The sequence below is a fragment of the Pacificibacter marinus genome (assembly GCF_900109555.1).
Taxonomy (GTDB): domain Bacteria; phylum Pseudomonadota; class Alphaproteobacteria; order Rhodobacterales; family Rhodobacteraceae; genus Celeribacter; species Celeribacter marinus_C.
In genome coordinates this window covers 7064-23950 of record NZ_FNZV01000015.1, presented here as the reverse complement: position 1 = coordinate 23950, position 16887 = coordinate 7064, and the positions used below count along the sequence as shown (strand labels likewise).

General features: G+C 49.7%; 16 protein-coding genes and 1 pseudogene. 8 read left to right on the top strand and 9 right to left on the bottom strand.

The genetic code is table 11. The annotated features are described in order from the left end of the window. Window positions 1–939, bottom strand: coding sequence for a sugar-binding transcriptional regulator (locus tag BM025_RS16140; protein ID WP_085850509.1), 939 nt, complete (start codon window positions 937–939; stop codon window positions 1–3). A 230-nt stretch (window positions 940–1169) separates the two neighbouring features. On the opposite strand from BM025_RS16140, the gene lsrA reads away from it, so the two are divergent. The 5 genes from lsrA (at window position 1170) to BM025_RS16115 (ending at window position 6988) form a co-directional block, all read left to right on the top strand. Continuing rightward, the gene (gene lsrA / locus BM025_RS16135; protein WP_085850510.1) at window positions 1170–2651 is read left to right on the top strand and encodes an autoinducer 2 ABC transporter ATP-binding protein LsrA; all 1482 of its coding nucleotides are present in this window, start codon (window positions 1170–1172) and stop codon (window positions 2649–2651) included. Then, complete coding sequence (locus BM025_RS16130; RefSeq protein ID WP_085850511.1) at window positions 2644–3654, top strand: ABC transporter permease subunit; 1011 nt, start codon at window positions 2644–2646, stop codon at window positions 3652–3654. Before lsrA ends, BM025_RS16130 begins: the two co-directional genes overlap by 8 nt. Beyond that, complete coding sequence (locus BM025_RS16125) at window positions 3651–4634, top strand: ABC transporter permease subunit (RefSeq protein WP_085850512.1); 984 nt, start codon at window positions 3651–3653, stop codon at window positions 4632–4634. Before BM025_RS16130 ends, BM025_RS16125 begins: the two co-directional genes overlap by 4 nt. Window positions 4635–4667: 33 nt before the next feature. Continuing rightward, complete coding sequence (gene lsrB, locus BM025_RS16120; RefSeq protein WP_085850513.1) at window positions 4668–5684, top strand: autoinducer 2 ABC transporter substrate-binding protein LsrB; 1017 nt, start codon at window positions 4668–4670, stop codon at window positions 5682–5684. 62 nt (window positions 5685–5746) lie between these two features. After that, window positions 5747–6988 carry a class II aldolase/adducin family protein gene (locus BM025_RS16115; RefSeq protein WP_085850514.1) on the top strand — a complete coding sequence of 414 codons (1242 nt, stop codon included), beginning with the start codon at window positions 5747–5749 and terminating at the stop codon, window positions 6986–6988. Window positions 6989–7327: 339 nt separating this feature from the next. On the opposite strand, the gene BM025_RS16110 is transcribed toward BM025_RS16115, so the two are convergent. Continuing rightward, the gene (locus tag BM025_RS16110) at window positions 7328–8218 is read right to left on the bottom strand and encodes a LysR family transcriptional regulator (protein ID WP_085850515.1); all 891 of its coding nucleotides are present in this window, start codon (window positions 8216–8218) and stop codon (window positions 7328–7330) included. Between the two features lie 98 nt (window positions 8219–8316). Here BM025_RS16110 and BM025_RS16105 point away from each other — a divergent pair, with 98 nt between their 5' ends. Next, window positions 8317–8814 (top strand): lactoylglutathione lyase family protein, encoded by a 498-nt coding sequence (locus BM025_RS16105; protein WP_085850516.1) that lies wholly within the window; start codon window positions 8317–8319, stop codon window positions 8812–8814. A gap of 63 nt (window positions 8815–8877) precedes the next feature. On the opposite strand, the gene BM025_RS16100 is transcribed toward BM025_RS16105, so the two are convergent. Then, window positions 8878–9741: a delta-class carbonic anhydrase gene (locus BM025_RS16100; RefSeq protein ID WP_085850517.1), complete on the bottom strand. Its 864-nt coding sequence runs from the start codon at window positions 9739–9741 to the stop codon at window positions 8878–8880. A 610-nt stretch (window positions 9742–10351) separates the two neighbouring features. On the opposite strand from BM025_RS16100, the gene BM025_RS16095 reads away from it, so the two are divergent. Then, entirely contained in the window at window positions 10352–11326 is a 975-nt protein-coding gene (locus BM025_RS16095; RefSeq protein WP_085850518.1) for a LytTR family DNA-binding domain-containing protein, read from the top strand. Window positions 11327–11750: 424 nt separating this feature from the next. Here the strand turns inward: BM025_RS16095 and BM025_RS16090 are convergent, their stop codons facing one another. Both BM025_RS16090 and BM025_RS16085 read right to left on the bottom strand, forming a co-directional pair. Beyond that, window positions 11751–12149, bottom strand: a complete 399-nt coding sequence (locus tag BM025_RS16090; RefSeq protein ID WP_085850519.1) for an ACT domain-containing protein — start codon at window positions 12147–12149, stop codon at window positions 11751–11753. Window positions 12150–12165: 16 nt separating this feature from the next. Further along, a complete protein-coding gene (locus BM025_RS16085; protein ID WP_085850520.1) occupies window positions 12166–12483 on the bottom strand; it encodes a DMT family transporter in 318 nt (105 codons plus the stop codon). Window positions 12484–12703: 220 nt separating this feature from the next. On the opposite strand from BM025_RS16085, the pseudogene BM025_RS19760 reads away from it, so the two are divergent. Next, a pseudogene (locus BM025_RS19760) lies at window positions 12704–13021 on the top strand (IS110 family transposase); the annotation flags it as partial. 97 nt (window positions 13022–13118) lie between these two features. Here BM025_RS19760 and BM025_RS19230 read toward each other — a convergent pair. The 4 genes from BM025_RS19230 to BM025_RS19225 all read right to left on the bottom strand — a co-directional run bounded on the left by BM025_RS19230 (window position 13119) and on the right by BM025_RS19225 (window position 16749). Then, window positions 13119–13451 (bottom strand): NUDIX hydrolase, encoded by a 333-nt coding sequence (locus BM025_RS19230; RefSeq protein ID WP_170842214.1) that lies wholly within the window; start codon window positions 13449–13451, stop codon window positions 13119–13121. Between the two features lie 286 nt (window positions 13452–13737). After that, window positions 13738–14613 carry a hypothetical protein gene (locus tag BM025_RS16070; protein WP_085850522.1) on the bottom strand — a complete coding sequence of 292 codons (876 nt, stop codon included), beginning with the start codon at window positions 14611–14613 and terminating at the stop codon, window positions 13738–13740. Window positions 14614–15246: 633 nt separating this feature from the next. After that, entirely contained in the window at window positions 15247–16218 is a 972-nt protein-coding gene (locus BM025_RS16065; protein ID WP_170842213.1) for a tyrosine-type recombinase/integrase, read from the bottom strand. Window positions 16219–16575: 357 nt separating this feature from the next. Further along, complete coding sequence (locus BM025_RS19225; RefSeq protein ID WP_170842212.1) at window positions 16576–16749, bottom strand: hypothetical protein; 174 nt, start codon at window positions 16747–16749, stop codon at window positions 16576–16578. Between the last annotated feature and the right edge of the window lie 138 nt (window positions 16750–16887).

Genomic DNA, 16887 nt, shown 5'->3' with positions numbered 1-16887 from the left:
TTATCCTTCAGCGGCGTCCAAGAGTGCCAGTGCGGTCGGCTCGTCGGTTATGAGAATATCGATGATTTCGCCACGAACGGCAGACAGGATCGGCCCAACTTTTGTCGGCCCGCCAGCTGCGGCGATAACTTGTTTGGAGTTGCGAAGTTGTTCTAGATTCACGCCCACAACGCAATCATGCAGGGGCAGGTCGATATCCTCACCGTTGCGGTCATAAAAGCGACACAAAATATCTCCGCGCGCGCCACTGCGGCGCAGTGGGTCGATTTCGCTGGCGGATACATACCCATGCGCGACGACGGTTGCTGTTTCGCTTAACCCGCCGATGCCAACGAGTTTGTAATTTGCCTCTAGCGCTTTGGATACAAGTGTTGAAATGGATGGCTCACATTTCAATGCGGCGGCAAGTTCGGGTGTTGAGACAACAAGCGGGGCAGGGATAATGTTGACGTTTTTGTGCCAATTCGCCTCGCGCATCCCTTCGACATAGGTTTGGACGCCGCCCGTGAGAGCGTACAGGCCAATACCACGTTCTTGGGCTGTATAGCCGAGCATGCGGATTGAATGAGAAACGGTTTCGCCCCAGCCAACAGATAGACTGTCACCTGGCTTGAGTTTTTGCATGAGGTACTGCGCGGCGGCGTGCCCCACGCGTAGGTTTGTATCCTCAATAGTGCTTTCTGGGATCACGCGACAATCCGACAATCCGAATTGTTGCTTCATGCGGGTTTCAAGTTCAAGGCAGCCTTGTTGGCGGGAATTAATTCTAACCTGAATGAGGCCCGAGGTGCGCCCCTCGTCAAGAAGGCGCGAGACTTTGATCCGCGAAATATTGAGAATATTGCCAACTTCACTCTGGGTGAGGCCATCGTTGTAGTAGAGCCAAGCGACGCGTGCGAGTAGGGCTTCGTCGGCATCTCCATTTATCAGGTCCGTCATGCTTACCTCCCCAGCATTACATGCAGTGCAAAATAACTATCTTAAAAACATTTGAACAAGTCAATATCAATATTAAGGAATTAATTTGCACATATTTTGACAAAATCATGTTGACAGACGGCTGAGTCAGTGAACAAATGATTTATATAAATTCATATGAACATACTTGGCTAAGTCACTTAGTCCTGCAATTTGTTCGGATATGTTCCAAATGACGTCTGGGAGGAGTTATGGAATTTTCACTTGCAGAGCTAAATGCTGTCTCAAAAAGCTATGCCAATACTCCCGTGATCAAAGGGGTCGACTTTTCCGTCCGTGCCGGTGAGATTCATGCCCTTCTTGGTGGAAACGGGGCGGGGAAATCCACCCTTATGAAGATTCTTGCAGGACTTGTGCCTGCCTCTGGTGGGCAGGTTCGGATTGGCGGGCAACCACTTTCGCCAGCTACGCCAGCGCAGGCGCAAGCCATGGGGCTTTATCTGGTTCCGCAAGAGGCGCATATTTTCCCAAATCAATCGGTTTTGGAAAATGTCTGTGTTGGTCTGCCTAAATCCGCCGCGGAATACCGCACGCGGATTACGGATTTGATCGCGCAGCTAGGCGTCTCTCTTTCTGTGGATGTTAAGGCTGCGACTTTAGAGATTGCAGATCGCCAAATTGTCGAAATTCTGCGGGGCCTTGTGCGTGATGCAAAGGTGCTCATTCTTGATGAGCCAACCTCGGCCCTGACGCCAGTAGAAGTTGATACACTTTTTACGCGGATGCGTGGTCTGCGCAACTCTGGGCACGGATTGGTGTTTATTTCTCACAAACTACATGAATTACGTGCGGTTTCTGATCGCATCACTGTGCTGCGCGATGGCTATGTCGTGCACAGTGCGGACATGGCGGATAGCGCCGATGCGGATATCCTCAGCGCAATGAGCCCTGGCGTGACCACGCTCAGCGCACGCGCTGGCGACAAACAAGGTCACGCCGATAAAGCTGCTGTCCTGACGTTGCAAAATATGAGCGGCGAAGGATTTGTCGACATCTCTTTCGACGTAAAGCAAGGCGAAGTCTTGGGGCTGACTGGCGTGGTCGGGGCAGGGCGCACAGAGCTTGCTGAAACCTTAGTGGGGTTGCGCCCTCGTGCGGCGGGAAATGTTACGCTTGATTCTGTCTCTTTTCGTGCCAAGTCTCCTTTCGAGGCCATAAAAAAAGGCGTTGTTCATCTTTCAGAAGATCGTCAGCAATATGGGCTTTTCCTTGAAGCACCACTCTTTTGGAACACGTCATCGCTTGTCTATGATCGGTTGCCATTCTTTTTACGTACGCGTTATGAGCGCAAACGATTTGACACGTATCGCACGGCGCTTGGGATTAAATGCGAAAGCCCCGATCAACACGTTGGAAGTTTGTCAGGTGGCAATCAGCAAAAGGTTCTTTTGTCAAAGTGCCTCGCGGCCGAGCCCAAGGTTTTGATCCTTGATGAACCCACGCGCGGTGTCGATGTCGGCGCGCGAAATGACATCTACAGCATCATTGAACAGTTGGCCGAAAATGGCACTTCAGTGATCCTAATTTCATCCGATTTCGATGAAGTTGTGCGTCTGTCAGACCGGATTGTGGTCATGGCTGGCGGGCATCTGGCAGGTGAGCTTCCCAGCGGAGCATCGACTGACGAGATCGCGCAACTGGCCTTTGAAGCCGAGGAGACGGCGCATGCTTGAATGGATCGCCCGCGACCGTGTCGCGACATTATTCATGGTTACTGTCGGCGTGATCCTTGCTGTCGGCGCGGCCTCTCCTGGGTTTTTGTCTTTAGGAACTGCGTCGATTGTCTGGTCGAACGGTCTTGTTTTGATGTTGGTCGCGCTTGGGATTTTCCCAGTCATTCTGACACGTAATATCGATGTTTCCGGTGGATCGGTTTTAGGGCTGTCTGCTGTCACCTTGGGGCTTTCCGTCAACGCAGGATTTGCCATGCCGATTGCGATAGCAATGGCGATGGGGGCAGGCATTGCAGCGGGTGCGTTAAACGGATTTTTAGTCGCTGTTTTGGGCGCACCCTCAATCGTTGCAACGCTCGGAACACTTGGGCTGTTTCGCGGTGCTATGCTAATAGCAACCGGTGGTGAATGGATCGAGGGCTTGCCAGAAAACCTTAAAGCTTTGGGGGCACGATCCTTTGCAGGGCTATCGGTCATGGGGGTTGTGACGGCTTCGATCATCATCCTTTTATGGGTCTTTTTACGGTCACGCCGTGGTCGCTGGTTTATGGTGGTTGGCGACAATCGCGAGGCGGCACGTCACCTTGGTTTACCCGTCAAGCGGATCGAATTTCTTGCATTTGTTTGGGCGGGCGCTGCCGCATCGGTTGCGGGTATTACCTTTGCGTCTCAAATCGGGTTTGTTCCAAATCAGGCAGGTACTGGCATCGAACTTCGGGCTATTGCAGCCCTTGTTCTTGGCGGGGTTAGCCTGTTGGGCGGGGTTGGATCCGTTGCGGGCGTTGTCATTGGGGTGATCTTTTTCACCTCTATCGACACGTCGCTCGTGTTTCTCAAAATCCCAGCCTATTGGAACGATCTTATCGGCGGTGCGATGCTTCTTACCGTGCTCTTGATTGATGGGCGTTTGCGCATCGCTTTGGAAGCACGCGACCGCGCAGCGCGCTATCGTCGCGGCGAACAAGGCGGACCTGATCTTAAAAATGCGGAGGACGCAGCATGAAAAAGTACCTCATGAGATGGGAGGTCTTGCTCCTTGGTCTTTTGGCAATCGAGCTTGTTGTCTTTGGTCTGATAAATCCGCGCTTTTTGTACCCCAGTTCGCTGTTGTACGGGACATCGGATTTCGTGCAAGTCGGCATTGTCGCCGTACCGCTGACATTTGTGATTATCGCTGGGGGCATCGACGTTAGTTTTGCTTCAACCGTCGGATTGTGCGCTATCACTTTTGGTATTGCCAACTTTTTTGGCATGCCTCTGGCTGTATCCATTTTGATAGGCTGTGCGACTGGCGCATTGGCCGGCGTTTTAAATGCCACGATCATCCAATTGACGCGCTTGCAGCCTTTGGTCGTTACGCTTGGCTCTCTTTATATGTTCTCTGGTGCAGCTACTGTGCTGTCGGGTGTCGTTGGGGCAAACGGATATGAGGGCATCGGCGGATTTCCGGCTGGTTTTACGGCGCTCGGCTATGCGAGCATATTCGGGCTGCCGATGCCGCTTTTCGTCTTTCTGTGCTTTTCAGCTGTGCTTTTGGTTTTGTTGCACGCGACCCGTTTTGGGCGGTTGGTGTTTCAAATTGGCCAAAACGAAAACGCGGCGCGTCATTCGGGAATGCCGGTCTTTCGGGTCCAGCTTATAACTTATGTGATGACAGGCTGCGCGGCTGCGCTCGCAGGGCTTTTGCTTTCGGCTTATTTCGGATCGGCACGGGTTGATCTTGGAAGCGCGACGCTTTTGCCCGCGATCACGGCAGCGGTCTTAGGCGGTGCATCAATTTACGGTGGCAAGGGATCTGTGCTGGGCACGATCATCGCCACATTCATCATCGGATACCTACAACAGGGACTGCAAATGAGTGGCGTCCCTAGCCAAATTTCCAGTGCGTTGTCCGGAGCGCTGCTGGTTCTCGTTGTGGCGCTGCGCCACGGCGTGGCGCTTTTGCGTGATTTTTTTCCGGGTCGCCTGCGCCAGTCAAACTGACGTCTGCAAAACTAAAATGGAGGAGGAACTACTATGCGTAAATCATTGAAACTAATGGGAACAGTCGTAGCTGGAGTGATGATGGCCAACGTGGCCGTTGCGGAGGACATCGCTTTTATCCCTAAACTTGTTGGTGTGGGATTCTTCACATCAGGCGGGAACGGCGCGATGGCAATGGGCGAAGAGCTTGGCATCAACGTCACCTATGATGGGCCAACCGAACCGAGCGTTTCTGCGCAAGTGCAATTTGTGAACAACTTCGTCAATCAGGGCTACGGCGCGGTTATCGTATCATCCGTTTCCCCTGACGGTCTGTGCCCTGCGCTTCGTCAAGCTATGGCACGTGATGTTTTGGTTATGACATGGGATTCAGATGTGAACCCAGAATGTCGTTCTTACTATATCAATCAAGGCACACCTGATCAGCTTGGTGGCTTGCTTGTTGATATGGCGAATGATGGCCTTAAAGAGAAAGAAAAAGCAAAAGTCGCGTTTTTCTACTCATCGCCAACTGTGACAGATCAAAACGCTTGGGCAGATGCGGCGAAGGCAAAAATCGCAGCAGAGCATCCAGGTTGGGAAATTGTAACCACACAATACGGTTACAACGATGCACAAAAATCGTTGCAAACAGCGGAAAGCATCCTGTCAGCCTATCCTGATCTTGATGCGATCATCGCACCTGATGCGAACGCGCTTCCCGCTGCCGCACAAGCTGCGGAAAACCTTGATCGGGCAGGGGATGTGACCATCGTTGGGTTCTCGACACCAAACGTGATGCGCCCTTATGTTAAACGCGGCACAATTGAGCGTTTCGGTCTATGGGACGTGACGCAGCAAGGTGCGATTTCTGTCGCGGTTGCAGCGCATGTGCTTGAAAACGGTCCATTGAATGTTGGCGATAAAGTTGACGTTCCAGGCATCGGTGAAGTCGAACTTTCGCCAAACTCGGTACAAGGCTACGACTACGAAGCAGACGGCAATGGCATCATTCTTTTGCCAGAGCGTGCGGTGTTTACTGCTGAAAACATCGACAACTACGACTTTTAATCACGATCATAAATTTCAAGTGGGGGCGCATGTCGCCCCCGCCATCAATGTAAGGAGCTACCATGCTGTCCGCTTGGAATGACATAGACGCCCAAAAATTTATCGATAGAGCCGTCGCGGCTGGGCAACCAGAGGCGCTAGGGTTGCGGATTTATACGTCGCGACTGATCGGTCAGGAACCGGATTTGGTGCTGCACGGTGGCGGCAACACGTCTGTGAAAATTCCAGAATCCGAAGGGGGGGCCATCATTCATGTTAAAGGATCTGGGTGGGATCTTGGCGATATTGAAGCCCCAGGCTTGCCTGCCATGTGGCTAGAACCACTTTTGACGACCCGTGCGATCCCGCATATGTCGGACGAAGATATGGTGGCATTTTTGCGTAAGAACCTTCTTGATCCAAACGCACCGAACCCATCAATCGAAGCTTTGCTTCACGCTTATATGCCACACGCTTTTGTCGACCATACCCACGCGACAGCAACCTTGGCGCTGGCAGATCAGACCGATATGCAAGATGTGGTCAAAGAAATTTACGGCGACAGAATTGGTTTTGTGCCATATGTCATGCCTGGTTACAGCCTAAGTCACGCGTGCAATGATGCCCTTAATCGCGATCCAAACGTCGATGGGCTTTGGCTGGAACAACACGGGTTGTTTACATTTGCTGAAACAGCAAAGGCCAGCTACGAATTGATGATCGAATTTGTTACAATGGCTGAAGAGTATTTGGCAGGCCGCAACATTGTGATCCCTGGTCCAGAAGCAAACGACGCGGACGCACCCGCCGCTTTGACTGACGCCTTGCGTGCGGCTCTGACTGAGCAAGGGTCTTTGGGCGAAACACCTGCACTTGATTTTCGCACAAGCCCCTCTATCCGTCGGTATCTTGCGCGCGACAATATCGCCGAACTGTCCCAGCGCGGCACAGCCACTCCCGATCATGTTATTCGCATCAAACCATTTAGCATGCTTTTGTCAGCTACCGACGGTGCTGTTGAAATCAAAGCGGCGCTCGCGGATTTTGCTCAGCGCTACACCGCATATTTTGAACGTAATGCGGCACAGGCATCGGACGAAAAGGTTATGCTTGATCCGCTACCGCGCAGCGTTTTTGTACTTGGCGTCGGGCTTTTTGGGATTGGGGCCAATGCAAGCTCTGCAAAAATTGCAGGCGATCTTTTGGAACAGACGGCGCGGATCGTCAACGGAGCAGAAGATTTTAAACGCTTTGCTCCAATTTCGGAACCGGATTTATTTGATATGGAATACTGGTCGTTGGAGCAGGCGAAGCTCAAGAAATAATGCCTGCCTCTGCCGTCAGTGATTTCCGGTCAAACGTTGGCATCAAAGACTTCATGCTACGAGAGCGCCCAATGAGGATTTAGAAACTCCTTCCCCTTAACGTTCGCACGATACAGTTGGGGTTGCCAGAGACTACATATCGCGCCCGAAAATTGAGCGCTTAGTCAATGACTTTACGAAAAATGAGATGCTGCGGTTTGTATACGTTCATGCACGGCGCAGCATTTTCGCGGAAACAATGCCCGCACTGCGGGACAAAACTGCCGTTCAATATACTGATTTGAACGGCATCTACCTGTTCCAGCCTATACCTATTATTTTTATTGCCCCTGATAAACGTTACCTCAAAGCCTTTGCTGTTTGGATAATGAAGTCGCTCAAAGCGGCGATGCGCGCTATTTCGCTTCGGCCCTTTCGCGAAATCACCCACAGATCATGGTATCGTTGTGTCGGCAGTTGAATAATCGCCAAGTCCTGTTTTCCAGCAAACGCATCTACGCCGGATTTGGGTAATATTGTGTATCCAAGCCCCTGCGCTACTGGAATGGGTATTTGCCCTATTTGGTTGACGAAAGTCCTTACCCTTAAGCTATCAGCGCCTTTGTAATCCTTTGGGAAGTTTAGTGAAAAAAGATCATCCGCATATCCATACCCGTCTGGGTGCGCGACAAAGCCAAGTTTGTTCAAGAGATGGAGATCAAGCTTTTGTCCCTTGAGGGATCGCGGAACAACCAAACACAACTCTTCACGGGTCAATTCAATTGCGTCCAATCTGGGATGGTTGATTGGTTCAGCGACGATCCCCAGATCAAACTCTCCACTCAAAACGGAACTTACAATACTCGTATGCGGAGCGGCCGTAACATTGAGGACAAGATCGGGCGCGTGATGCATCCGATCAAGAAGGTGTGGGTAGAGCCACATGGCGAAGCTGCCGGAACACCCAATGCTGATGTTGCCAACGTTTGGATCATCGGCTTGGATAGCGTCTTGCAGCTCGCGCTCTTGCTGACGCCGCGCAAGGCCGATGGCCAGCACCGTTTCGCCTGCAGGGGTGAGTGTGAAGGATTTTCCATCCTTTGATATTAGGGGCTTACCGACTTGGGACGCCAGTTTGTGCACGTGCTGCGATACACCAGGCTGGGTCATCCCCAACAGCTCTGCTGTCCGCGTAAAGTGTCCGACGTCGCACAGCGTCGTAAAGGTGTTCAGCCACGTGGCGTTCAACATGATTATCTCAATAAATTATGAAAATCATATAAAATGATAATTTTTAATACGAATTGAGTCCATCTATATTTCCCGCAACACTCTTGAAAGGAAACACTATGAAACCGACACCACGCTCATTTTCTCATATTGGCTTGTCCGTGCCCGATTTGGACAAGGCGATTAAATTCTACGGCGATGTCCTAGGGTTCTACGTTGTCATGGAGCCAACTGAAATTGTCGAAGACGACAGCGACATTGGCCAAATGTGCTCGGACGTTTTTGGCAAAGGTTGGGGGCGCTTGCGCATCGCGCATCTGGCGACGGCTGACCGTATTGGATTTGAGCTGTTCGAATTCGAAGGACACGAGGCACCACAAGATAACCTTAACTTCAGGCAACACGGCACGTTTCATTTTGCTATTCAGGATCCGAACCTTGAAGACCTATTGGCAAAGATCGTGGCCGCTGGCGGTAAACAACGTATGCCCGTGCGCGAATATTTTCCTGACGAGAAACCATACCGCATGGTCTACGTAGAAGACCCCTTTGGCATCGTCTTTGAACTCTACAGTCACAGTTATGAACTTACATACTCTAACGGTGCATATTGCTGACGGCCTAGATCAGTGGGGCGTACTGAATAAGAAAGCCCGTTCAGCACGCCCCTAGAGCTTTTCTTAATGGGCTTCCGACAAGAGTTCAGGATTCACGACAAGGTTGCGAACGCCATGCGCATGATCTTCGTCGAATGTATTGCCCTGTAACCACGTATCAACCGAGCTAATCGAAACTTTGGTAACCTGCGGACGCACGCTCCAAGTGACTTGAAACGGGGATCCTGTTACGTTGTAACCTGGACCAGTTGTAGAGCCCGCATATTGAACAGGTGTGCCAGTGTCTGTTGGGATGTTGGTCGCCTGATGTAGGCCATCAACGACTTCATGATGCGTGAGATCCGTAAAATCGTGAGCAGCATCATCGTTTACCAAAACGTACACTTGAGTTTCCACACGAAGCTGTGGGTTGTTGATCGCTTTGCTGAGACAAGCCCCTAGAGTGGCGCCAGGTTCAATTTTTGCAGTGGTGTGAACATAGTGCACTTCGATGGTATCTCCGGGAACAAGATCGCCATGATCGGTTTCGCCAACGTGGTGGTCGTAGGCGGCCAGTTCAGCTTCGGTTAAGTCGCCATCATATTTGAAACCAGTGCCGTATCCATGACCATCGCCGTTCCCAGCGTATGTCGTGAATTCACCGCCTTTGTGCTCGGCATTTTCGTGAAAATGGATGTTACACAAGTTCATCTCGTGATATGCGGGTGCTGTTTCAAATGCGCGATGGTTTGTACCGTGCAGGGTGTCTATGTCGCGTGGAGATTGTGGTCCGAAACCAACCCCATCGGTGCTTTCTGCCAATACGTGACGTTGCTCAGAGATCACTTTGTCAGAAACCTGCGCGTGATCAGCGGAGCTTGCATATGCAGAAAAGCCCGCAAGTACGACAGACGCTACGCTACCTGTAAGCAAGAGTTTCTTTTTCATTTTGGTCCCTTAGTCATTTTAGTACCGCTCAAACTGAGCACCTGTGAACAGCTTGTCACGAAGACAAGATTAAATAATTTTCTCAGCCTACTCTTTTGCGACTTACGTCAGTTTCCATCATATTTTAGAATCTGGTGCCCTCTGAATATTGGACACTTGGCATTGTCGAACTGATTAAAGGTGCAAGCCGAACTGATTAAAGGCACAATTGCCAAACTGCGCAGAGTTAGTATCAGTTAAAAAACACAGCAAATTGGGCACTGGAATGTTGTAGTCACGACAAGGCGTGAAATGTCACGAACCACCCAAAAGGTCATTTCGTGACGACTGAGTTGACCAAAAAAATGCAAAATAAGGCGAGACAAATATATTATGGATGCTCACGTCGTGCTTTGATTACAGTGACTTGTATCGTGTCACAATGAGATGCTATTAAATTTTGGGTGCGAAAGCACGCAAGGCAAACTTGAACGAAACACTCTAAGTTTGGGCACAGTATTCCTGTCATTTAGGAAACGTAAATGCGTAAATTCCAAGCGTTATTATATCTTTATCTAACGTATTGCTCTAGCATGCTTAAAACCTAATCAGACATGTTAAGGTTCTTGAAATGGAACAACGAATAGCCGATAGGTTTTTGCGCCCAGCCCAAACCCACGAACGTGACGCATATATCGAATGCGTGTCCATAGTTGGCACGAAGCTTTTGTTTAACTTGAAGCTCTTGCCAGTCTTTTTCAAGCAACCCGATATCTGGCTATTCATCAGTTCTTTCGTGGTGTTGATGACCATACTTGACCCGACCGATGCCGTTGGTCTTTCTAGCTATTGGGCGGTCGCTGCGACCTGGATGTTGGTGGCTATAATGTATGTTGGGCTTATGGTGAGTGTCCTTACCGTGCTCTACCTTACGTTGAAAAATACACGTATTAGAACGGTCATCTTGCCTTTTGTGAGCTTTGCCATCTTGAGCGTTTTGATTGCCCTAGGGACGCCGATTGAAAAAATATTCATTGGTGATTTAGGGCGAGACACAACTGCAATTCAATTTAACGAGATTTTCTTTTGCTTTCTTGTCGAACAGGTGTTCTCGACACTTTATGTTTCAATGGGATTTCCGCTTATGATGCAACGATTGGACCGGGGGAACACCACGGCAGCGCGCTCCACGACGCTACCGCCTAAAATGCAAGCTCATGAGAGCACGGACCTGACGGCACCCATTCCACCGCTTCTTGAGGGGCGTGTTGTACAATTTGGTAAGCTTTCGTTAAATATCACGGATATATGCGCTGTCTCTGCGGATGAGCACTACGTGTGCATCCAAACATTGAAGCGGCAAGAACACACGCGAGAGCGGTTTTCGCACGTGATCGCGCATTTGCCTGCGGGTCTTGGGTTTCAGGTTCATCGATCCCATTGGGTTGCGTTTTCTGCGGTCAAAGACATAGTTCAAAATGGCGCGCAGCATAGTGTGGTATTGCAGAATGGAGACAATTTACCAGTTTCTAAAGCACGAAAGCGCGCGTTCAAAGAAGCTCTGATGATTTCTAAAGCGCTCGCCCTTAGATGCGCTACCGAATAGCGCAGCGAAAGTCCGATTTGTGATCAATGTGTAAGACAATTCTATATTGATTCACAACATAAATTGGATTGTTTACAGGCGTCCCTCAAAAGAGGATTTTGCCCCGATCTTGATTTACCGAACAAAGCCACCGCTCTGTGGACGTTCTACAAACGTGACGAGGCGGGGATCAGAAAAGCCCTTTCCGAGCTTTCGGCCTTTTTGGACTAGGGTAACTTTGCATTCTTACAGACTTTTTTCGCTGGGCTTGCGCACCTTACCAAAAACAACCGTTAGTGGAGAGGTTAGAGTTTTAGGTCTCAGGTACTTGTTTCTCAAAAGAAGCCATTGGGGCAACCGCAGCGAACGGCAAGTCCGAGCCCTTAATGACGGATGCTGCACTTAGCCCCAACGGCAGCAATGAGACCAAGCAGCACTTCTACAATCAAGTCTTGGTCGCGAATTCTTTAAGCACACGGATCGCATCCATTTCTCGGCCATCAGGCACAAAAAGATGATCATGGGAAAAGCCCGAAACAGGATTTACCCCCATGTCATGTTTTGCGAGCGCCGTTGTAATACGCGCCAGAAAGCCCACGGCCTCGAGTGACGAATGGATATTCAAAGTGATCATGCGACAGGGAAATTCGTAAGCAATATTATGCGCTTCGGCCTCTTCTTTTAGCAGAATAAGTGTCATTCCTTCGGATTCGTGGAACAGCATTCTGGGGCGAACCCCAGCGGGCACCACGCCGTCGGAAACCGTTGCAAACACATACAGACCGTCGACAAGTTCCGCCGCCATACTGCCCAAGAGTTTGTCCAAATTTGTCTCGCCCACCATGATTTTCGTCCTATCCTTAATGCGTTTCAAGGCTAACAAGAAACATACCGATCATCAGGCAGGCAACTCCGGCAATGCCAAAAACGCCGATATCTTGCTTGAATACGGTGATCCCAATAACAACGGAGCCGACAGATCCGATGCCCGTCCAAATTGGGTATGCTACCCCTAAAGGCAAAGAACGCATCGACCAATACAACGCCCCAAGGCTGGCAAGCATCAAAGCCGCGGTCGCAATGAGTAAGCTAAACCTGAAGCCTTCGGAAAGGGACTTTAGGCCAGCCGCCCATGCTGTTTCCAATAGACCTGCGATGAAAAGTGTAATCCACGCCATTTCGACCTCCATAGTATCGGGTCGTCCCGGAAAGCTCATATGGTGTCAGGTCGTCCTGACTGAGCATTTTGTGGCTTTTACCGCTTTTTGTGTCGGAGCACAACGGGTTGGGAGCTGTCATTGCATACTGTGGCGCGGACGGCAACTAATGGGATGTACCGGCAGATTCACCCAGCAGGTTAGACTGAGCTTAGTTTCATCTGCATATAGGTGAAGTCGCATGGCTATGACAGAGTTTAGTGAACTAATGCCTGTTGGCATTCATATCGGCAAAGATACTTTCCATTTGGTTGGTTTTGACCCCCGCATTATTCCTACGATCTACGTAAAGCCGTTCAATAAGGGCCAAAAGAACGATTGCAACGATGCTGAGGCAATTGCCGAGGCGGCACTGCGTTCGAATTTGGAAACGGTTTAGGAGAAGACACAGGGCCAGTTCGATTTGCAGGCATTGCATCGCGTGCGGTCACGTCTGGTGTCGCGTCGGACAGCAACCATCAATCAAATCCGCGCTCCGTTTTCGATATCAGGAGTAACAAATTCTGATAATTTGGGCGAAGGCCGTCGATCCGGCCATTCGTGCATCGTGCAGTATTTTGTCGGTTAAAACGCCGGGCAGCGGATCGAACTGACGGTCAGCGTGCCGTTAGCCGATGCGCCTTCAATCCGTCTGGATAGAGCCGAGGCCGATCAGGTTGGTCCAATGTGTCGAGTGAGAACCACTCTGCAAAGCATATGGTCCCGCTGTCCTCTTGAAACTTGATGCGCGTTTTGGTGTCATAAGCGGTATCGGAAAATTTCACATCGAAGATCGCAATCAACTCATGTCCGAGACTGCCTTCATGAGTGTAGATATTCTCCATGAAAACAGGCGGTCCGATGACCTCTACGGTGACGCCGAGTTCTTCGTGAAATTCGCGAATGACGGCAGCCTCTGCCGTTTCGCCAAACTCGACTGTACCCCCCAAGGGGCGAACACCTTTCACTCGTCCGACACCATGGGCGGAAACCGCGATGCTGCGGTCTGAACTAAGGTCCGGTTTGGCGGGGGTATAGCGAATTGGCGTAATGTATTCAGCGAGTTTTACAGCTGGAGTGTGTCGCCATTTACCCCGAAAATATTGGGGCGCAAGCTCTATACATGCACCCCAGAAGATTTAATAACAAGTCTGATTAGAAAATTCAAAACAGACTGACGACAAGGCAAAATCATCCTGTTTTAAAGGGGTGATTTTGCGTGAAGCATCAAAGGCTCTACAACGGTTGTTCGATCTCGTTGGCGTTATAGCTTACCCATTTAGCAAGGCTGGGAAGTCGCGAACCATGGTTCGTCTTGCCGCCAAACTCATAGGTTACACCGACAAACAAAGTGCCAAACGTATCTCCATAAGTATTGCCGTCCCCAGAGACATTATCAAAACTGATCTGTGTGGCTTCATATCCTACACTGAACAGATAATCACCAATGGCACGCTCAACCCCTAAAGAAAGGCTGATGATTTGATTGTTTTCTGAACCCAAATATTTATTACCGCCCGCAAGTCCCAACGCACCAGTTAAAGCGTAGTTGCTTGGTAAATTGTAGCTGCCTCCGAGATTGATGAACGGCGCTTCTCTGGTGCCTTCATCGAATTCATCACTACTGTCGAGATACCCTATTTGGCCATAGTAGCTTCCAAATGTGGTGGCTTTGCTCATCTCTGCGCCAATATAGCCAAACGTCATTTTTTCATTGGTGTCGCCATAATCATTTAATGTGCCCCCTCCAATGAAACCACCGTAGCTAAAGTCACCTTGATCCTGAAGTAAGCGCAGTGTCAGGCCTGCTGTCGATTTGGTCGCGTCTTCATCTTGGACAGATCCGATTTTAGCTGGACTGATATAACCGAAGTCCACTGCGGCAACACCGGTCATGCCATTGCCAAGTGTCCTCGCATAGCTCAATCCAATATCTGCGGATGTGCGTTCATATTCACCATCAATACCGCGACGTGCATCAAAGTCGTGGCCTCCGTATTGATTGCTCCAAGCGCCAATCGCGCCAGTAAGTTGAAACGAGGAATCTTGTGCTACAGCGGGCGTAGATACAATCAACGCCAAAAAAGCCAGGAAGAGGGAAAAGTTTGTCATATCGCATCCTAACAAGTGTTTTGATTAATCGTTTTTTTAACGCCTCCCATACGCTAACAAAATTAAATTATTCAATAAAATGCGCAGATTTTAATTTATGTGCGAAAATTGCCGATCAGTTTGGGCTGGCGCATAATCCCATTCAACAAAGGAAAATGAACTTGAGCTAAACACTTAATGAGAGAAGCGACCGATGCTGCGATATATATCTTTGGCCAGTCTTGGCCAATTGTCACGCTACACTAGAGAATTAAATGCCAAGGCTGCTTGCTGTGTCGAGAGGGGGCGTTTCAACACATCAGCGCAGCGGTAATCGACGTGGCGGGTAAGAAAGGTTTGGGTGCCAGATATAAAATATCAGTCGGTGCGATTTGCTGACACCTGGGATTCTCTTTTTGTTAAAAGAGGATGCTGTCTAAAAGTGGGAAAGATTCTCTAAATGTTCATGGGTATTTGAGGTGTTTTAAGTTTCCCACTTTGGCGGTAAGTGTTGATTTTATTGGAAATTGGTAGGCCCGGCAGGACTATCAATCTCAATTTAAGTAATTGAATTGTAAGCATAAATAGTTCCCACTTTCCCACCGCTTTGAAAAGTGGGAAACTTTCTCTGTTTGTTCTTTGAGTGTGGGGAGGTCATGCAGTGTCTTTATCATTATTCCATAGGTGGGCAATTTCAGCCTCAAATCTTTGCATTCCTTCCATTGCCAGTGCTCGGTTGTTTGCGTCTTGGACGTAGGTTTGTGCTTGGCGCGGATCTGTGTGTGCGAGAACAGCCATGATCGTGCGCTCTGAGAGGCCAAGGTCTGCAAGGATCGTGGCAACTGACTTGCGAAGGCCGTGCGATGACAGGCCTTCTAGTCCAGAATCGTTGGCCCAAGCCGTGAAGCGTTGTGATAGACTTTTTGCGCTGTAATGCCCGCTATGATTTGCTTGCAGCCAAATCAGTTGATTGTAGTCATCGCCCAATTCTTCTTTCAGAATATTGAGCATGGGTGTTGTTGCATTGGCCCAAGTCTTTTGGCGGCGGCCGCGTATTTTACCATCTCGCACATCGCCTCGACCAAGTTCGCGAACCCCTGAAATTTCACGTGCCGTGAATAGTAATAGTGCTAAGCATTTTCTTGCGTTGTGCCCCTTAGGGTAATGGTTTTTGAATTGCAGGACGTCATCCATAGACCATTTTTTGTAGCCAAGCGTTTTTTGTTTTGGTCTTTTTACACCTTTGGCTGGATTGCTGTCTGCAATCTGGACCTCTTCGGAACAAGCCCAGTCGTATGCGCCTGATATCGAGTTGAGGAAGTTACGGCCTGCTCCTGGTCCTAACGTGTCACGGACTTTTGCGAGGTCTCGGGGCGTCACCTCTTTGTAGGGTACAGTACCGTAAACTTTGCAAAATCTTAAATAGAAATTTTTCCTTTGAATCTGAGTGTTTGGAGCCAAAGCTTTGAATGTAGATGAAGTTTGATATTGCCGCAAAAGCCATTCACATGACCCGCGATTGATACTGCGATCTGCGCCGATATCTTCGCCTGCAAGGTACATTTTTAGCAAGCGTACATATTCAACGTGTGCGTCTTTTGTTCCGGTTGCAGAGAGGAGGCGCACTTTTTTGTGTCCAGGCGGTTTGAAATACTGCCTTTGGTTTCCGTGTCGATCTGTGTCTGAATAAAGGTACCTGGTGCGCTTGGTCATATCTTTTGTGTGAAATCATGTTGTGGGTCTGTGTCGCCTTCGACCATTGCGCGCTCTAGCTCGCCGCGCAACCAAAACCTTCCACCTGTTGTTTTTATGCCTTTGGGGAATTTTCCGCAGTCAACAGCACGCAAAAAGGCACTTGTAGACATACCGCAATAGTATGCGGCGTCCTGGGCTTTCATACGAAATGGCGGGTATGCGGGGCTTAGATGCCTGATTTCTCCTGTTATGTTTGCGTGTTGTCCCATGATTATCTTACGTTTTGTTTTACCATGGTGCTTTGGCGATTGTAATCGGTGCTTTTCCGTCGACGGCGCTGTTGCCTGTCGCGAACACTTGCTGGACTGTTTTTACATCGATGCCGGCGCGATTGCCTGATGGCGATGCTGGTTTTTGAGAGTGCAAGCCGGGGCGGGCAATACACTGTAATGTTTTACTCATGACCGTTCTCCATAAATATCTGCTTACCTGTGGCCTTCATCTCCATCGCTGGCCCCTGTTTCCAAGGTCCAGAAAAAGAGATCACGCTTCCGGCGTGCCTTTAAAAAGCGGCAGGTCGGTGTGCGCGACGGCGAGGTC